18 protein-coding genes and 1 other RNA gene are annotated in these 15,074 nt (G+C 64.2%); 13 read left to right on the top strand and 6 right to left on the bottom strand.

All coding sequences use genetic code 11. The features are described 5' to 3' along the window. Positions 1 to 104 precede the first annotated feature (104 nt). Positions 105 to 962 (top strand): bestrophin family protein, encoded by an 858-nt coding sequence (locus tag LG047_RS11645; protein WP_227966838.1) that lies wholly within the window; start codon positions 105 to 107, stop codon positions 960 to 962. A 262-nt stretch (positions 963 to 1,224) separates the two neighbouring features. On the opposite strand, the gene rpsR is transcribed toward LG047_RS11645, so the two are convergent. After that, complete coding sequence (rpsR, locus tag LG047_RS11640) at positions 1,225 to 1,461, bottom strand: 30S ribosomal protein S18 (RefSeq protein ID WP_016917696.1); 237 nt, start codon at positions 1,459 to 1,461, stop codon at positions 1,225 to 1,227. Next, on the bottom strand, positions 1,458 to 1,877 hold the full coding sequence (gene rpsF / locus LG047_RS11635) for a 30S ribosomal protein S6 (protein ID WP_036288632.1): 420 nt from the start codon (positions 1,875 to 1,877) through the stop codon (positions 1,458 to 1,460). The genes rpsR and rpsF overlap by 4 nt, the downstream gene beginning before the upstream one ends. A gap of 293 nt (positions 1,878 to 2,170) precedes the next feature. On the opposite strand from rpsF, the gene LG047_RS11630 reads away from it, so the two are divergent. The 5 genes from LG047_RS11630 (at position 2,171) to LG047_RS11610 (ending at position 5,610) form a co-directional block, all read left to right on the top strand. Further along, a complete protein-coding gene (locus tag LG047_RS11630; RefSeq protein WP_192815607.1) occupies positions 2,171 to 2,308 on the top strand; it encodes a hypothetical protein in 138 nt (45 codons plus the stop codon). Positions 2,309 to 2,363: 55 nt separating this feature from the next. Then, a complete protein-coding gene (panB, locus tag LG047_RS11625) occupies positions 2,364 to 3,158 on the top strand; it encodes a 3-methyl-2-oxobutanoate hydroxymethyltransferase (protein ID WP_227968483.1) in 795 nt (264 codons plus the stop codon). Between the two features lie 115 nt (positions 3,159 to 3,273). Beyond that, positions 3,274 to 4,293 carry a ferrochelatase gene (gene hemH, locus LG047_RS11620; protein WP_227966837.1) on the top strand — a complete coding sequence of 340 codons (1,020 nt, stop codon included), beginning with the start codon at positions 3,274 to 3,276 and terminating at the stop codon, positions 4,291 to 4,293. Next, entirely contained in the window at positions 4,284 to 4,655 is a 372-nt protein-coding gene (locus LG047_RS11615) for a hypothetical protein (protein ID WP_227966835.1), read from the top strand. Before hemH ends, LG047_RS11615 begins: the two co-directional genes overlap by 10 nt. A gap of 61 nt (positions 4,656 to 4,716) precedes the next feature. Then, positions 4,717 to 5,610 (top strand): retropepsin-like aspartic protease, encoded by an 894-nt coding sequence (locus tag LG047_RS11610; protein ID WP_227966834.1) that lies wholly within the window; start codon positions 4,717 to 4,719, stop codon positions 5,608 to 5,610. 116 nt (positions 5,611 to 5,726) lie between these two features. On the opposite strand, the gene LG047_RS11605 is transcribed toward LG047_RS11610, so the two are convergent. Further along, entirely contained in the window at positions 5,727 to 7,133 is a 1,407-nt protein-coding gene (locus LG047_RS11605; protein WP_227966833.1) for a hypothetical protein, read from the bottom strand. A gap of 425 nt (positions 7,134 to 7,558) precedes the next feature. Here LG047_RS11605 and LG047_RS11600 point away from each other — a divergent pair, with 425 nt between their 5' ends. Beyond that, positions 7,559 to 8,776: an LL-diaminopimelate aminotransferase gene (locus tag LG047_RS11600; RefSeq protein WP_227966832.1), complete on the top strand. Its 1,218-nt coding sequence runs from the start codon at positions 7,559 to 7,561 to the stop codon at positions 8,774 to 8,776. Positions 8,777 to 8,973: 197 nt separating this feature from the next. On the opposite strand, the gene murA is transcribed toward LG047_RS11600, so the two are convergent. The 3 genes from murA to LG047_RS11585 all read right to left on the bottom strand — a co-directional run bounded on the left by murA (position 8,974) and on the right by LG047_RS11585 (position 11,758). After that, positions 8,974 to 10,269 carry a UDP-N-acetylglucosamine 1-carboxyvinyltransferase gene (gene murA, locus LG047_RS11595; protein ID WP_036284952.1) on the bottom strand — a complete coding sequence of 432 codons (1,296 nt, stop codon included), beginning with the start codon at positions 10,267 to 10,269 and terminating at the stop codon, positions 8,974 to 8,976. Further along, the gene (locus LG047_RS11590; protein WP_227966831.1) at positions 10,269 to 10,463 is read right to left on the bottom strand and encodes a hypothetical protein; all 195 of its coding nucleotides are present in this window, start codon (positions 10,461 to 10,463) and stop codon (positions 10,269 to 10,271) included. Before LG047_RS11590 ends, murA begins: the two co-directional genes overlap by 1 nt. Before the next feature lie 71 nt (positions 10,464 to 10,534). Then, positions 10,535 to 11,758 carry a beta-ketoacyl synthase gene (locus tag LG047_RS11585; protein WP_227966830.1) on the bottom strand — a complete coding sequence of 408 codons (1,224 nt, stop codon included), beginning with the start codon at positions 11,756 to 11,758 and terminating at the stop codon, positions 10,535 to 10,537. 262 nt (positions 11,759 to 12,020) lie between these two features. On the opposite strand from LG047_RS11585, the gene LG047_RS11580 reads away from it, so the two are divergent. The 6 genes from LG047_RS11580 to LG047_RS11555 all read left to right on the top strand — a co-directional run bounded on the left by LG047_RS11580 (position 12,021) and on the right by LG047_RS11555 (position 15,036). After that, positions 12,021 to 12,650 carry a 50S ribosomal protein L25/general stress protein Ctc gene (locus LG047_RS11580; RefSeq protein ID WP_227968482.1) on the top strand — a complete coding sequence of 210 codons (630 nt, stop codon included), beginning with the start codon at positions 12,021 to 12,023 and terminating at the stop codon, positions 12,648 to 12,650. Between the two features lie 64 nt (positions 12,651 to 12,714). Further along, positions 12,715 to 13,320, top strand: coding sequence for an aminoacyl-tRNA hydrolase (pth, locus tag LG047_RS11575; RefSeq protein ID WP_036284945.1), 606 nt, complete (start codon positions 12,715 to 12,717; stop codon positions 13,318 to 13,320). Positions 13,321 to 13,501: 181 nt separating this feature from the next. Then, positions 13,502 to 13,860: a transfer-messenger RNA gene (ssrA, locus tag LG047_RS11570) on the top strand. Positions 13,861 to 13,977: 117 nt separating this feature from the next. Then, positions 13,978 to 14,568: an SspB family protein gene (locus tag LG047_RS11565; protein WP_227966828.1), complete on the top strand. Its 591-nt coding sequence runs from the start codon at positions 13,978 to 13,980 to the stop codon at positions 14,566 to 14,568. A 13-nt stretch (positions 14,569 to 14,581) separates the two neighbouring features. Continuing rightward, on the top strand, positions 14,582 to 14,773 hold the full coding sequence (locus LG047_RS11560) for a DUF4169 family protein (protein ID WP_227966821.1): 192 nt from the start codon (positions 14,582 to 14,584) through the stop codon (positions 14,771 to 14,773). Next, a complete protein-coding gene (locus LG047_RS11555) occupies positions 14,770 to 15,036 on the top strand; it encodes a ribbon-helix-helix domain-containing protein (RefSeq protein WP_370635048.1) in 267 nt (88 codons plus the stop codon). Before LG047_RS11560 ends, LG047_RS11555 begins: the two co-directional genes overlap by 4 nt. Positions 15,037 to 15,074 lie beyond the last annotated feature (38 nt).

Genomic DNA, 15,074 nt, shown 5'->3' with positions numbered 1-15,074 from the left:
TTCGTTTTATCAATGGGCCTTTTATTTGGGTGCGGCATTGCGTAGCAACACAGACGATCGCAACCCGGAAGCGATTAGGCGGCGAAAGGCTTAACGAGAGCAGCATGCTTAGGTACGATACAAAAGCGTGGTGGAAGCTTATCTTCCAGTTTCACGAGGGAGACACTCTAAGGACTCTCCTACCAAACATATCCATCTTTGCGCTGCTTGCGTTACTAGTCGTGTATTTCAACTCCGGAATAATGCCAGGGTATCTGAAATATACAGCGACAGTGCATAATCTCTTTGGGTTCGTTATCTCGCTTTTGCTCGTGTTCAGAACCAACACCGCTTATGATCGATGGTGGGAGGGTCGGCGGCTTTGGGGCTCTCTCGTCAACACATCTCGAAATATCGCACTAAAGTGTCATTCGTATCTGGACGCACGAGATCACTTTAGAGCGACGATCGCTTTCGATATAGCGAATTTTGCCGACGTGCTCAAAGACCATCTCCGCGGCTACGCAAGTGACATTCCATACCCCGTTGGCCATGCGCCGAGCCTCGCTGCAGAACAGCTATTCATGGACGTCGCAGATCTTAATCGACAGGGATTGATAAGCGAAGTTCAGTTCTTGACCCTGAATGGCGAGCTGACGGCGCTCTTGGAGATATGCGGTGCATGTGAGCGCATTAAAAAAACGCCAATACCCTTTTCCTATCATGTTTTCATAAAGAAGTTTGTCTTCTTTTACATCGTCAGCATGCCATTCGTTTTTGCGCCAGAGTTTGGTTATTGGACAATTTTGATCACGAGCTTCATGTTTTATGTTCTTGCAAGCCTTGAGACGTTAGCAGAAGAGATCGAGAATCCGTTCGGTACTGACACAAACGATCTACCCTTGGATGAGTTTAGCGCCCTCATCAAAAAGAACGCCCATGAAATTCTTGTCGATTACCCGATTTACAAAAGCGCAGGATGACGGCCAGGACGTAAACTCGTGAACGCCGCGACCCGGGTCCGAAAGCCGGTGGCGTATTCCAAGCTTCTTGAAAGAGCTACGCGATGACCTTTTGTGAGTTGATGGATCTCGACGGGTCTGCTCCTCGCGCATTGCGGACTCAAGCGCGCGCGCAACGTGGCTTTTAAAAGACCCTAAAATCGAAAAGCACAGGGCATGCCATCCAACAAAAAAACCGCGCCCCTTTCGGAGCGCGGTTCTCGAGTCGCGAACAAAGGATCTCTTACCGGATCACATACGGCAGCAGCCCGAGAAACCGGGCGCGCTTGATGGCCTGCGCCAGCTCGCGCTGTTTCTTGGCCGAGACGGCCGTGATGCGCGAGGGGACGATCTTGCCGCGCTCGGAGATGTAGCGCGACAGCAGGCGCGTGTCCTTGTAGTCGATCTTCGGCGCGTTGGCGCCGGAGAAGGGGCAGGACTTGCGGCGGCGGAAGAAGGGACGACGGGGCGCGGTGCTCATTCTGCCTCTCCTTCGGCTCTGCCTTCCTCACGACGGGGGCGACGCTCCGGACGGTCGCCGCGCGGGCCGCGGCGCTCGCCGCGGTCGTCGTCGTCGCGCTTGCGCAGCTGCGCCGACGGACCTTCCTCGAGCTCCTCGACGCGCAGCGTCAGGACGCGCAGAACGTCTTCGTTGATGCTCTGCTGGCGCTCCATCTCGGCGATGGCCGCCGGCGGGGCGTCGATGTTGAGCAGCGTGAAATGCGCCTTGCGGTTCTTCTTGATCCGATAGGCGAGCGACTTCACGCCCCAATATTCGGTCTTGCCGACCGTGCCGCCGAGCGACGTGATGATGTTCTTGAACTGCCCGGTCAGAGCCTCCACCTGCTGGGGAGAAATGTCCTGACGGGCGAGATAGACATGCTCGTAAAGAGGCATGATTTTTCGCCTTTCCGTTGCCGCGAGCCGCTCCGGCGCCAAGCCCTTCGAGCGTTTCTGGGGAAGTTTCCCCGGGGAAAGGCTCGAGAAGGAAAGTTCGAAGGCGGAGACACGGGAAGAAGGGAAACCCACGCCGGCAAGCCGGCGCTTCCGTTCAGCCCCCGGCCGGGAACGTCGCGATGGCGGGGTTATACGCGGGTTTTGGCAGGATGCAAGGGCGCGGGTCCGCCATCCTTGTCGGCGGCGGCGCGCGCGGATATGTTCGCCGCGCAAATCGCCCGAGAGGAAGCGGCATGAAACGCAGATTGGCACTCGCTCTGACGCTCGTCGGCCTCTCGGCGGCGCTCTCCGCCTGCGACAAATGCGGCGGCATTCAGGATATTCGCGTCCCGGGCCAGCCGAACGCCTGCCGGGACGCCTCCGCGCGCTGATTTTCGAGCGCGCCGCCGGAGCCGCCCCGTGCCAGTAGCCGATCGTTTTGCACAGATGAAGCGCCGAGGCGAGAAGATCGTCGTCGTCACCGCCTATGACGCGCCGACCGCGCGGATCGAGGCGGAGGCCGGCGTCGACGTCATCCTCGTCGGCGACAGCGTGGGGGTGAACATCCTCGGCTATTCCCACGAGCGCGAGGTGACGCTCGCCGACATGGCGCATCACATCGCGGCCGTCAGGCGCGGCGCGCCGGACATGTATATCATCGGCGATCTGCCCTACGCGACCTACGACACCCCCGAACAGGCTCTCGCGAGTTCCCGCGTCCTGCGCGACGCCGGCGCCGACTGCGTGAAATTCGAGGGCGCGCAGGCGGACGTCGTCGCCGCGCTCACGGCCGCGGGCTTCGACGTCTGCTGCCATCTGGGGCTCGAATCGCAGCATCAGGAAGTCAAGCGCCGGCAGGGCCGCACGGCCGAGGCCGCCCGCAAGCTCTACGCCGACGCGCTCGCGCTCGACGCCGCGGGGCAGAAATTTCTCGTGCTGGAGCTGGTGCCGCAGGAGCTCGCGGGGCGCATCACCCGCGCGGTGAAAGCCGCGACCATCGGCATCGGCGCCGGGCCGGAGACGGACGGGCAGGTGCTCGTCGTCAACGATCTCGCCGGGATCACGGCGCGGGACTTCAAGCACAATCGCCGCTACGGAGCCGTCGCCGCGGCGCTGCGCGAGGCCGTGGGTCTTTATGCGAAAGACGTGCGGGCCGGCGCCTTTCCGGCGCCGGAGCACGCCTTCCACATGGCGGACGAGGAGCGCGAAGCCTTCGAAAGGCTGATCCGCCAGGGCGCGTGACCCGGGCGCGGGAGCGACGCTTCGCCGGTGTTTTTCGCGGCGCGAAGGCATTATATGTCGGCGCAAAGCTCTCGCCCCCGGGGCGGAGCGAAGCTTCTCGCAAAACAGGCGAAATATGACCCCAGCCTCTTCCGCCGCCGCATCGCCGGTCGGTCTGCTCATCGTCAATCTCGGCACGCCGGACGCCCCGGATGTTCCGTCCGTGCGCCGCTACCTCGCGCAATTCCTCTCCGATCCGCGCGTCGTCGACCTGCCGCGCATCCTTTGGCTGCCGGTGCTGCACGGGATCATTCTCAACACGCGGCCGAGGAAATCGGCGCACGCCTACGCCTCGATCTGGAATCACGAACACGGCGAAGGCCCGCTGAAGACATTCACGCGCCTGCAGGCGGAAAAGCTGCGGGAGCGAGCCGGCGCGCTCGGTGAAAAGGCGCCCGTCATCGTCGATTACGCGCTGCGTTACGGCTCGCCGTCGATAGCCTCGAAGATCGACGAGCTCATGGCGCAGGGATGCGAGCGCATCGCGCTGCTACCGCTTTATCCGCAATACGCCGCCTCCACCAGCGCCTCGGTCGCCGACGACGCCTTCGCGGCGCTGCGCAGGATGCGCAAGCAGCCGGCGCTGCGCGTGGGCGCGCCCTATTACGACGATCCCGCCTATATCGAGGCGCTGGCGGCGAATGTGCGGCGCGAACTCGCCGCGCTCGACTTCGAGCCCGAGGTGGTGCTCGCCTCCTTCCATGGCCTGCCGCAGGCGCAGGTGGATCGCGGCGACCCCTATCGCGCCCATTGCGAGGCGACCTTCGGGCTTTTGCGCGAGGCGCTGGACATGCCGGCCGACAGGCTGCGCCTCTCCTTCCAGTCGCGCTTCGGGCCGGCGAAATGGATCCAGCCCTATACGAGCGACGTGGTGAGCGAGCTGGCGCAACAGGGCGTCCGGCGCCTCGCCATCGTGGCCCCCGGATTCTCGGCGGATTGTCTCGAAACGATCGAGGAGCTCGGCGTCGAGATCCGCGACCTGTTCCTCGAAAAGGGCGGCGAGAAATTCGCGCGCCTGCCCTGTCTCAACGACAGCGAGGAGGGGATGCGGCTCCTCGAGACGCTGGCGAAACGGGAGGTCGCCGGATGGGCGTGAGCGGCGGCCCACTGGCGCCGCAATTCCATGTCCTGATGCGCGGCATGATCCTTCGCCGTCATGCTCTTCTCCTTCTGTCCCTCCTGCTCGCCGGCCCTGCCGCCGCGCAGGAGGCGCCCGCGACCGGCGGCTCGATGATCGGACGCATCTTCGACGCCACCGGCCTGCGCGCGCCGCCGCCGCCGTCCGCCGATTTCGTGCGCCAGTCGCGGCCCGGTGAACTCGACTACGCCCCGCTGACGCCCGCGCCAGCGCAGAGCCGCAAGAAAACCGCCGCTGAAATGGAGGCGTCAGGCGCCCAGCTCGACCGGGCCATCGCAGACAACAAACGCAAGGCGGCGCGGGTCAAGATTCCGAACTGACGCGCCTTCCGGCCCCTGAAAGACTCTTGATTTGAGCAAGCGTTCAGGGGCGTTATGGCGCATGAGATTTTTTCGGGCCCTCCTCCTTTTCATCCTGACGGTCGGCGCTCACGGCGCCGGCGCTCAGACGAGCCGCTCCGTCGTTTCGATGACGCTGACGCAAGGCGATTACGGCGGCGGGCGCGTCTACCTGCCCATGCGCTTCGACAAGGTCATGGGGACGATGCGCCTCGACACCGGCGCCTCCACGACCCGCATTGCGCTCGCGCCATGGAACAAGGACCTGCCGGCCATGGGCGCAAGCGAATCGACGGGGGCCTCCGGGCTCACGATCCGCTGCGACGACGTCGAGGCGAGGAATGTCGCGCTGAAGGCTGTGCAGGGCAACGACATCGCGCGCGCGAAATATGAGGTCACGCGCTGCCCGACGAGCGACGGCGGCGATCTCCTAGGGCTGGATTTCTTCAAGAACGCCCTCTTCACGCTCGATTTCGACCATCGCGAAATGGTGTTTTTCGGCGCGCCGCTTTCAACCGGCCATGCGCGGCCCTTCCGCATGCTCGGCCCCGACCGGCGCCTCGTCGGCGTCGAGCTTCGCGTCGGCAATGTGACGAGCGTGGGCCTCTTCGACACGGGCGCGGAGATTTGCGCCGTCGATCAGTCCTTTGTCCGGAAGCACAAAAAACTGTTCACGCTGGAGAAGGCGGCGGGCAAGGCGAGCGAAGCGGGCGGGAAAAAATTTGCGTCGAAAATCTACCGGATCAGGGAGATCGATCTCGGCGACGGGCGCGTGGCGCGCGACGTCCATGCGCTCGCCTATGACTTCGGCCCCCTGCGCGCGGCGCTGGGAAAGGAGACGCCGTTCATTCTGGGCTATAATCTGCTCAGCCGCTTCACGTGGGAGCTGGATCTTCGCGCGCCCGACCGGCCGATGTGGGATGCGCGGGGGAGGTAGACAGGCTGTGAACGGCGGCCCGTGACTGGCCGGTTTGCTGTTTACCGTATACACGCCAAAGCGCTCGGCGGGCCTCATCAACAAACTGTCGGCGCGTTTCTCGCGGGCTCAATCAATCAATGATTGAAGATGGAGGATATTTGCCCCGGAAGGCGCCGCAGGTCTTTCGTAAATTGTTTTGCAAAGCCGTCGACGGTGCGGCCGATGACGCTGAGCGAATCATTCTGTCGCTTTCTTTTGGAGACCGCGACGGATTTGGGGCGAGCGGCGTGAGCCAGAGGCCTTTTTCCTTTTTCCGATGGTCCAGCGCCCGGATTTTCATCGCCTCCACGCGACTCGCCGGATGCGGCTCCAGCGGACGAGCTCGGTGAAGCGAGGTTATTGGCTGAAAATTTCGCCTCCGCGCCATCCTTGTTTGCATGTTCAGTGACGTCGCCTGCGCGCGCCGACGAATTACCGGCGCCATCCCCATCCGGCGCAACGGACTTCGCGGAAAAATTGGACGCGGCCATTTCATCCGCTCCAATTTGCTGGCCGATGTTCGAAGCTTTCCCGTTTCCTGAAGCTTTATTCGTTGCTGATGAAGCAGCACGCGCTGGAGAAAGTTGCTCGACTGACGCCATCTGCGGCGAGGATCCCGAAAACGGCCTGTTGAATGTTTGCGCTGCGATGAGCGCAATTGCTGCAAAAACAGCCGCCGCCACGGCAAAAGCGTTCATCGATTTCCGCTCGGGAATGCGACGCGTGACTGCTGTCGACATTTTTTCCCCATCAATGCACGGAACTTCTATCAGCGCCCCTGCCCGCTGAAATTTTTGACCGTCGATCTCCGCAAATCTCAAATGGCGGGATGCAGTCATGGCAGGCAGCCGCGACTCCGATTCTTCAGACGCTGCCGGGCCGCCCCGTTCGACACTGTCGCTTGCAAAGCCTTCAACTGCGATGCCCGGCCTGTTTCCCAAAGACTTCACGACACGGAACGCCCAAAACTCGAGCCCCTCGGCCTCGCTATCAAAGAATTCTTTCGACAGCTCATAAAGTCGGGTCACGATTTGATGATGCTTGCCCTTCCCGCCCGGATCGCAAGGATCAGTCGACACTACGCCGCAATCGAGGGTGAGCGTGGGCGCCATGCCGATCAGAAGTTTCTTGCCCTTGCCTTTGGAGTCGTCGCTCAATTGCATCGGCAAATTTACGCCGAGCAAGAAAGCCAATATCAGAATATTCAGCTCCGAAGCGTCCAGTAACCGGGAGGAGGCGCTCGTGTTTAACGTAACCACCTCGCCTTTGAATTTGAGTGGAAGCCTTCTGAGAGCGGCAGGGCAAGCAGATACCGGGTCTGGCTCGACTTCGAGCATGAAACGAACATATCGGTCGGCGACCGGGAAAAAATAGTCGTGCTTCGCTTCAGCGCAGGCATCGTTTCCGAAGCCGCAGGTTTCTGGCAGGACAAATTTTCCCTCTGCGGCGGCGCGTAATTTCCGCGCAGCTTCAAGAAGTTCGTTTCTCGAGAGCTTTTTCATTCGAAGTCTCCGGATGAGAGACGCATTACGAATCAGAAGATCGTCGCTGTGGGCGTTAATTCGAAATTAGCCAAACGCCCCTGGCTGCGCCCCGTGCATGGCCCAATTTCAATCTGCCAGCAAGCCGGAACACCCGGCCCGACGGCGCGTCGCGCTTGGACGCCATGGCGAGCCCTCGCGCCCTGAATCGGCGCCGTCACCGGAAATTCGCGCCTTCGCGACCCAACCCTATGAATCCGACTCGAATATGCGTCAAGCGGGGGCGCGGCGGCGGGGGACGCGATCGGTCGAGGACCCGTTCGTGCCGGGACCCTGCCAAGAGCCGGGATTTGAAATTGCCCCCTTGTCGCCCCGACCCCTCCCCCGCCCCGCCAAAATCGGCTAGACTCCTCACTTCGCGCGGCCATTCCCGGAACAAAGACAGAATGTCGGATTTCTATCGCATCAAGCGCCTGCCCCCTTATGTCTTCGAACAGGTGAACCGCCTGAAGGCCCGCGCCCGTGCGGGCGGCGCCGACATCATCGACCTCGGCATGGGAAATCCGGACCTGCCCGCGCCCAAACATGTCGTCGACAAACTCGTCGAGACCGCCGGCAAGCCGCGCACCGACCGCTATTCGGCCAGCAAGGGCATCGCCGGCCTGCGGCGCGCGCAGGCGAATTATTATGCGCGCCGCTTCGGCGTGAGGCTCGACCCCGAGACGCAGATCGTCGCGACGCTCGGGTCCAAGGAGGGCTTCGCCAATATGGCGCAGGCGATCACGGCGCCGGGCGACGTAGTGCTGGTGCCGAACCCGTCATACCCGATCCACGCCTTCGGCTTCCTGATGGCGGGCGGCGTCATCCGCTCCGTCCCCTCCGCGCCGACGCCGGAATATTTTTCCGCGCTGGAGCGGGCGATGATCCATTCGATTCCAAAACCCATCGCGGTCATCGTCTGCTATCCGTCCAATCCGACGGCGGAAGTAGCCTCGCTCGATTTTTACAAGGACCTCGTCGCTTTCGCGAAGAAGCACGACATCTTCATCCTTTCCGACCTCGCCTATGCCGAAGTCTTCTTCGACGACAACCCGCCGCCCTCGGTCCTGCAGGTGCCGGGCGCGATGGATGTGACGGTGGAGTTCACCTCCATGTCGAAGACCTTCTCCATGGCGGGCTGGCGCATGGGCTTCGCGGTCGGCAATGAGCGCCTCTGCGCGGCGCTGGCGCGCGTGAAGAGCTATCTGGACTATGGCGCCTTCACGCCCATTCAGGTCGCCGCCGCGACCGCCCTCAACGGGCCGGACGATTGCGTCAAGGAGATGCGCGCGATCTACAAGAAGCGCCGGGACGTGATGGTGGAGAGTTTCGCGCAGGCCGGCTGGCCGATCCCTGCGCCGCGCGCCTCCATGTTCGCCTGGGCGCCCGCGCCCGAACGTTTCCGCAACATGTCCACGCTCGAATTCTCGAAGCTTCTCATCGAGAAGGCCGACGTCGCCGTGGCTCCGGGCGAGGGCTTCGGCGAACATGGCGAAGGCTTTGTTCGCCTCGCGCTCGTCGAGAACGAGCAGCGCATCCGCCAGGCCGCCCGCAATCTGCGCCGCTTCTTCGATGCGGCGGACGGACAGCTGCACAATGTCGTGCCGCTCGCGGCGCGGGGGTGAAAGGGGCTCTGACGCCCCTCGTGCTTCGAGACGCCTGCTGCGCAGGCTCCTCAGCATGAGGGGCTTCTTTTTATGCGCCAACGATTAGGCCTCATCCTGAGGAGCGAGCGAAGCTCGCGTCTCGAAGGACGAGGCCGCCCTGGAGCAGGTTTAACAAGGGTGGAGGCGGCTCGACGGCCGCCCGATTTTCAGACGCCTTACCCGTGCCCGCTGATGCGCTCGATCTGCGCGCCGCAGCCGGACAGCTTCTTCTCCAGCCGCTCGAAGCCGCGGTCGAGATGATAGACGCGGTTGATCGTCGTCTCGCCGCGCGCGGCGAGCGCCGCGATGACGAGCGACACCGAGGCGCGAAGGTCGGTCGCCATAACCGGCGCGCCGTCGAGATGATCGGCGCCGGTCACGATCGCCGTATCGCCCTCGAGCCGGATATGCGCGCCGAGGCGCGCCAGCTCCTGCACATGCATGAAGCGGTTCTCGAAGATCGTCTCGGTGATTCGGGACACGCCTTGCGCGCGCGTCATCAGCGCCATGAACTGCGCCTGAAGGTCGGTCGGGAAGGCGGGGAAAGGCGCAGTCTCGACGTTGACCGGCATGATTCCCGAGCCATTGCGCGACACGCGCAGGCCCTCGTTGGTTTCGCTCACCTTCGCGCCCGCTTCGACGAGCGCGTCGAGCGCCGCCTGCAGCAAATCCGCGCGCGCGCCGGCGAGCAGCACGTCGCCGCCGGTCATCGCGACCGCCATGGCGTAGGTGCCGGCCTCGATCCGGTCCGGCAGAACGGCGTGACGCGCGCCATGGAGCGAACTCACGCCCTCGATCTCGATCGTCGAACTGCCCGCGCCGGAAATGCGCGCGCCCATCTTCACGAGGCAATCGGCGAGATCGACGATCTCCGGCTCCCGGGCGGCGTTGCGCAGCACGGTGGTTCCGCGCGCGAGCGAGGCGCCCATCAGCGCCGTATGGGTGCCGCCGACGGTCACTTTCGGGAATTCGATCTCGGCGCCGACGAGGCCGTCCTTCGCCGTGGCGACGACATAGCCGTTCTCGATCTCGATATGCGCGCCGAGTTTCTCAAGCGCCATGATCAGCAGGTCGACGGGCCGCGTGCCGATGGCGCAGCCGCCGGGCAGCGACACGCGGCATTCGCCCATGCGGGCGAGGAGCGGCGCGAAGACCCAGAAGCTCGCGCGCATGCGCGACACAAGCTCATAGGGCGCCGTCGTGTCGACGATCTCGCGCGCGGTGAAATGCACCGTGCGGCCGGAGTTCTCCGTATCGCCCGCGCGCTTGCCGGAAATGGTGAAGTCGACGCCGTGATTGCCGAGAATGCGCTCCAGCTGCGTCACGTCGGCGAGCAGGGGCATGTTTTCGAGCGTCAGCGTCTCTTTCGTGAGCAGCGACGCGATCATCAGCGGCAGGGCGGCGTTCTTGGCGCCGGAGATCGGGATGACGCCGTTGAGCGTCGAGCCGCCGACGATTTTGATCTTGTCCATCACCCCTCGCTGTCGCTTTTTTCGCCTGCGGACTTCAACGCCCTGTCGCGCGCCTTGCGCCTGGCCAGATTGGCGCGCAGAGCAGCCGAAAGCGCTGCGGCGTTCTTTTTGCCTGCGGCATTGCCGCCAGACTTCCCGCCCGATTCGGCCCCTTTTGGGGCGGCGGGGGCGGTTTCCTTGCCCTCTTCCGTCATCGTGTCGTCGATCCTGCGGGAAATCGCGGGTTTTCCTAGGCCTTTGGGGCGGGAGTGGCAAGCAGGCCCGGTCAGAGCGCCTTCACCACCAGCGTTGCGTTGATGCCGCCGAAGGCGAAGGAGTTCGACAACGCGACGCGGATCGGCATCTTGCGGGCCTGGTTGGGGATGGCGTCCACCTGGCATTTCGGGTCGGGCTCGATGAAATTGATCGTCGGCGGGGCGATCTGCTCGCGCAGCGCGTTGATGACGACCGAGAGCTCCAGCCCGCCGCTCGCTCCGAGCGCATGGCCGTGGATGGGTTTGGTCGAGGACACGGGCGGCGGACGGTCGCCGAAGACCGCGCGCATCGCCTCGGATTCGGTGATGTCGTTGGCGTAGGTCGCCGTCCCGTGGGCGTTGAGATAATCGACGTCCCCGGGCTCCAGCCCGGCGCTCTCGAGCGCCAGTCGCATGCACCGCGCCGGACCCTCGACGTCCGCGCGCAGCGGATCGAAGGCGTCGCTCGTCGTGCCATAGCCGGCGAGTTCGCAAAGCGGCGTCGCGCCGCGCGAGACCGCCGACTCCAGCGTTTCGAGGATGAACACCGCGGCCCCCTCGCCGAGCGTCATGCCGTTGCGCTTCGTGGAGAAGGGCCGGCAGAGGTCGGGCGTCAGCACGCGCAGCGCCTCCCAGGCGCGGATCGAGCCGTTGATGACGCAGGCTTCCGATCCGCCGGCGATGGCGCGGTCGGCGCGGCCGGCGCGCAGCATCTCGAAGGCCTCGCCGATCGCCTGCGTGGCGGAGGAGCAGGCCGACGCCAGCGCGAATGTCGGCCCCTTGGCGCCGTAACGCATTCCGAGCGTCGTGGGCGCGGCGCTGGGGATGAGGCGCGGCACGGCGAGCGTGTCGGGACGGCCCCCTTCGGCGTATTCGACATAGGATGTGTCGTCGATCGTCTTGGCGCCGCCGATGCCGGTGCCGATGACGACCGCCGTGCGCGGCCCCCCGGCCTCCTTGCGCGCAAAGCCCGCCTGCGCCAGCGCCTCGTCGGCGGCGACGATGGAGAACTGGGTGAACGGATCGCAATAGGGGAGAATCTCCGGCTCGATATGGGCCGCCGGATCGAAATCCGGCACCTGCGCGGCGATCTTGATGCGGCCCGGATAGGGGCGCGCGAGCTTGAGCGGCCTGATGCAGGAGACGCCGTCGCGCGCCGCCGCCCACAGCGCCTGCGCGCCGACGCCGGCGGCCGAAACGGCCCCCATGCCGGTGACGACGATCCTGCGGCGCGAAATATTGGCTGGCGGCGTCATACGGCTCACTCTCCTGTGACGAATTTTGCGCAACATGCGCGCGGCGGCTGATTCGCCGGCGACGCGGCCCATGGCTTGTTCTTTAAGGGCTTATACGCAACCTTGGCGGGCGTTGATATTATAATGACATGCGCGCTGGCTGTGAAATGCGGCCCGCCTTGCCTCGCCCGCCGCCCTCCCCTATAAGCTGCGGCTGCGCGCCGTGTTTCCGACACCCCTGGAGGCGATGGGCGCGCTTTTTCTTTTTGCAAAGGACACCGACATGGCCGAGATGAAGACGCTCGCGGCCACGGTGCGCAGCGGGACCGGCAAGGGGGCCGCCCGCAGCGTTCGCCGTGAGGGCCGTATTCCAGCAGTACTCTATGGCGGCGGCGAAGCGCCCCTGCCGATTTCGCTCGACAAGAAGATCACGTCCCAGCTGATCTTCGCGGGCCACTTCCTCACGACGATCTTCGAACTCGACATCGACGGCAAGAAGGAGCGCGCCATTCCGCGCGACTATCAGCTCGACGTCGTCAAGGACTTCCCGCTGCACGTCGACTTCCTGCGCCTGAAGCCCGGTTCGCGCCTCAAGGTGAATGTGCCGGTGCATTTCATCAATCAGGACGCCGCGCCCGGCATCAAGCGCGGCGGTTCGCTCAACATCGTCTACCACACGGTGGAGATGTGGGTGCCGGCCGACAACATTCCGGAGGCGATCACCGCCGACCTCGCCGGCATGGACTTCAATGATTCGCTGCATATTTCAGCGATTCCGCTGCCGGAGGGCTGCAAGCCCACCAATCCGGACAAGAACTTCACCGTGGCGAGCCTCGCCCCGCCGGCCGGCGGCGCCGAGGAGCCCGCCGCCGCGGCGGCTGCGGCCGCTCCGGCCAAGGGCGGAAAGAAGTAAGCGCGACGCCGCTTCCTGTGTTAATGGCCGGGACCTTCCCGGCCATTTTCTTTCGGGGCCTTCCATGCTGCTCTTCGTCGGGCTCGGCAATCCCGGCCGCGCCTACGCCAGAAACCGCCACAACATCGGCTTCATGGCCATTGAAGCCATCGCCCGCCGACATGGCTTTCCGGCCGCCCGCGCCCGCTTCCAGGGCCTTTCCCGCGAGGGAACGATCGCGGGCGAGCGCGTGATGCTGCTCGAACCGCAAACCTACATGAACGAAAGCGGCCGCTCGGTGGGAGAAGCCGCGCGTTTTCACAAGATCGGCGTGGGCGAAATCGTCGTCTTCCATGACGAGCTCGATCTCGCCCCCGCCAAATGCCGCGTAAAGACCGGCGGCGGCGTCGCAGGCCATAACGGGCTGCGCTCGATCACCGCCCATGTCGGCAATGATTACAAGCGCGTGCGGATGGGCATCGGCCATCCGGGCGACAAATCGCTGGTGCATTCCTATGTGCTGAACGACTTCGGCCGGAGCGAGGAGCCATGGGTCGAGGCGCTTTGCGACGCCATCGCCGACAACGCCGATCTCATCGTGAAGGGCGACGACGCCGGGCTGCAGAACAGGCTGCATCTTGCGCTCGAAGCGAAAGGCTTCGGCGCGGTGAAGCGCGTCGGCGAGGCGTGATTCGCGGCCGAATGGACGATATGCGCGCCCGTCGGCGGCGACCGCGGCGACAAAAACTCTCTCAACGGACCTCCCGGCGCGGTCAAGGATAAGCGGACCGCCTTGCGAGGGAGCCCGGGAAACGCCCGCCGCTCCGGCGGCGTTTTCTTTATCGGCGCAAAACCAAGTTCGCGGTCGCGCGCCCCTTTTCCAAAACCACGCGACCGCCTATATTCGCTTTGCCGGCTCTCGGGCCGGCTATGGCGATAAACGAACACCGCAATAAACCAATCGGACCCGGGGGCGGTACCCGGCGCCTCCACCCGAGCCCGTCCCAAGGGCGGGCTCCGGCGGGGGCGAAACAGGATTGACGAGGGCGTAAAGGGTGATTTTTCGCTCGGCATGATACCGCCGTTATCGGGTCAAACCTTATAGTTGCCAACGACAACTATGCTCCGGTGGCCGTCGCTGCGTAATGCAGCGCCCAAACTGGGATCAAAGCCCTAGGGGTTTGCACTTCTAGGCGGGGCCCGGAGGCGCCTGGCAACAGAAGCCTCCACTCTATTTCTCGCGCGGGCGCCGTCGTTTTGGCAAAGCGCGGCTAATGGCGTGATCCCCCACGGGGAGCCGGTTCGCCGGACATGTCATGCTGGAACAACGGCAGTTTGGCGCGACGCAATGGCCCAGGATCTCATTCGCTACGACCTCCTCGTTCAGGCCGCCATGCGCGGCGTCATGCGCAAGGTCCTTTCCGACGTTGCGGAAAGCGGTTATCTGCCGGGCGACCATCACTTCACGATCAGCTTCCGCACCGATGCGCCGGACGTCAGGATTTCCCGCCGTCTCGCCGAGCAATGGCCGCATGAGCTGACGATCATCCTGCAGCACCAGTATTCCAATCTCGAGGTCGACGACGAGGGTTTCGGCGTCACCCTGTCCTTCCGCTCCATCCCCGAGCATCTTTACATCCCCTTCGCCGCCGTGACGGGCTTCTTCGATCCTTCTGTCGAATTCGGCCTGCGCTTCGAGGGCGCAGAACCGGAGGAAGAGGAGGAAGAAGAAGAGGAAGAGGAAGAGGCTGCGCCCATGCGCCCCAGCCTCGTGACCGCGCATCATCCGGCGTCGGAAGCGCCCGCGGCCGCCAAACCGGCTGCTGCAAAGGCGCAGCCTGAAAAGACGAAGAAGGAAGAGGCGCCGGCGGAAGCCGAAGAGGCGGGCGAGAGCGACGCCAAGGTCATCTCGATCGACGCCTTCCGCAAGAAGACCTGACGGGTCGGGCCTGATGGGCGAAATCGTCAATCTGCGCCGCGCGCGCAAGGACCGCGACCGACGGTTTCGCGAGGACAAGGCCCAGGAAAATCGCATCGCCTTCGGCCGAACGAAGGCAGAGCGTGAGCTGACCGCGGCGCAAAAAGACCTCGAAGCCGCGCGGCTGGAGGCGCACAGGCGCGAGACGCCGGACGACCAGGCGTGAAGGACGCGCCCGCGCCGTCCATGCGCGTGATAAAACGCTCCGTCGTCATCGCAGGCCACAGCACGAGCGTCTCGCTGGAGGACGCCTTCTGGCGCGCGCTGAAGGACATCGCGGCGCGGGACGGGCTCTCGCTCGCGGCGCTCGTGGCGCAGGTGGACGCGGGGCGCGGAGAGGCCAATCTGTCCTCGGCGCTCAGGGTGTTCGTGCTGGAGCGGGCGATAGGGCGCGGCGACGAAGATCAGCGCCGCCTCCCGGGACAGTGATTCCCCTTCCGTTCTTCTGTATGCTGCGATGAATCACG

The sequence above is a fragment of the Methylocystis sp. WRRC1 genome (assembly GCF_020733155.1).
Classification (GTDB): domain Bacteria; phylum Pseudomonadota; class Alphaproteobacteria; order Rhizobiales; family Beijerinckiaceae; genus Methylocystis.
Note: the sequence above shows the minus strand (reverse complement) of the source record. Positions and strands in the feature narration are given on the sequence as shown.

Bases quoted from the DNA above. Each gene is read 5' to 3' on its own strand.
- LG047_RS11645 (WP_227966838.1), top strand. From the start codon at position 105: ATGCTTAGGTACGATACAAAAGCGTGGTGGAAGCTTATCTTCCAGTTT.
- LG047_RS11560 (WP_227966821.1), top strand. From the start codon at position 14,582: ATGGGCGAAATCGTCAATCTGCGCCGCGCGCGCAAGGACCGCGACCGA.
- LG047_RS11580 (WP_227968482.1), top strand. From the start codon at position 12,021: ATGGCCGAGATGAAGACGCTCGCGGCCACGGTGCGCAGCGGGACCGGC.
- LG047_RS11565 (WP_227966828.1), top strand. From the start codon at position 13,978: ATGGCCCAGGATCTCATTCGCTACGACCTCCTCGTTCAGGCCGCCATG.
- rpsR (WP_016917696.1), bottom strand. From the start codon at position 1,461: ATGAGCACCGCGCCCCGTCGTCCCTTCTTCCGCCGCCGCAAGTCCTGC.
- panB (WP_227968483.1), top strand. From the start codon at position 2,364: ATGAAGCGCCGAGGCGAGAAGATCGTCGTCGTCACCGCCTATGACGCG.
- LG047_RS11590 (WP_227966831.1), bottom strand. From the start codon at position 10,463: ATGACGGAAGAGGGCAAGGAAACCGCCCCCGCCGCCCCAAAAGGGGCC.
- LG047_RS11630 (WP_192815607.1), top strand. From the start codon at position 2,171: ATGAAACGCAGATTGGCACTCGCTCTGACGCTCGTCGGCCTCTCGGCG.
- LG047_RS11610 (WP_227966834.1), top strand. From the start codon at position 4,717: ATGAGATTTTTTCGGGCCCTCCTCCTTTTCATCCTGACGGTCGGCGCT.
- pth (WP_036284945.1), top strand. From the start codon at position 12,715: ATGCTGCTCTTCGTCGGGCTCGGCAATCCCGGCCGCGCCTACGCCAGA.
- murA (WP_036284952.1), bottom strand. From the start codon at position 10,269: ATGGACAAGATCAAAATCGTCGGCGGCTCGACGCTCAACGGCGTCATC.
- rpsF (WP_036288632.1), bottom strand. From the start codon at position 1,877: ATGCCTCTTTACGAGCATGTCTATCTCGCCCGTCAGGACATTTCTCCC.
- hemH (WP_227966837.1), top strand. From the start codon at position 3,274: ATGACCCCAGCCTCTTCCGCCGCCGCATCGCCGGTCGGTCTGCTCATC.
- LG047_RS11615 (WP_227966835.1), top strand. From the start codon at position 4,284: ATGGGCGTGAGCGGCGGCCCACTGGCGCCGCAATTCCATGTCCTGATG.
- LG047_RS11605 (WP_227966833.1), bottom strand. From the start codon at position 7,133: ATGAAAAAGCTCTCGAGAAACGAACTTCTTGAAGCTGCGCGGAAATTA.
- LG047_RS11585 (WP_227966830.1), bottom strand. From the start codon at position 11,758: ATGACGCCGCCAGCCAATATTTCGCGCCGCAGGATCGTCGTCACCGGC.
- LG047_RS11600 (WP_227966832.1), top strand. From the start codon at position 7,559: ATGTCGGATTTCTATCGCATCAAGCGCCTGCCCCCTTATGTCTTCGAA.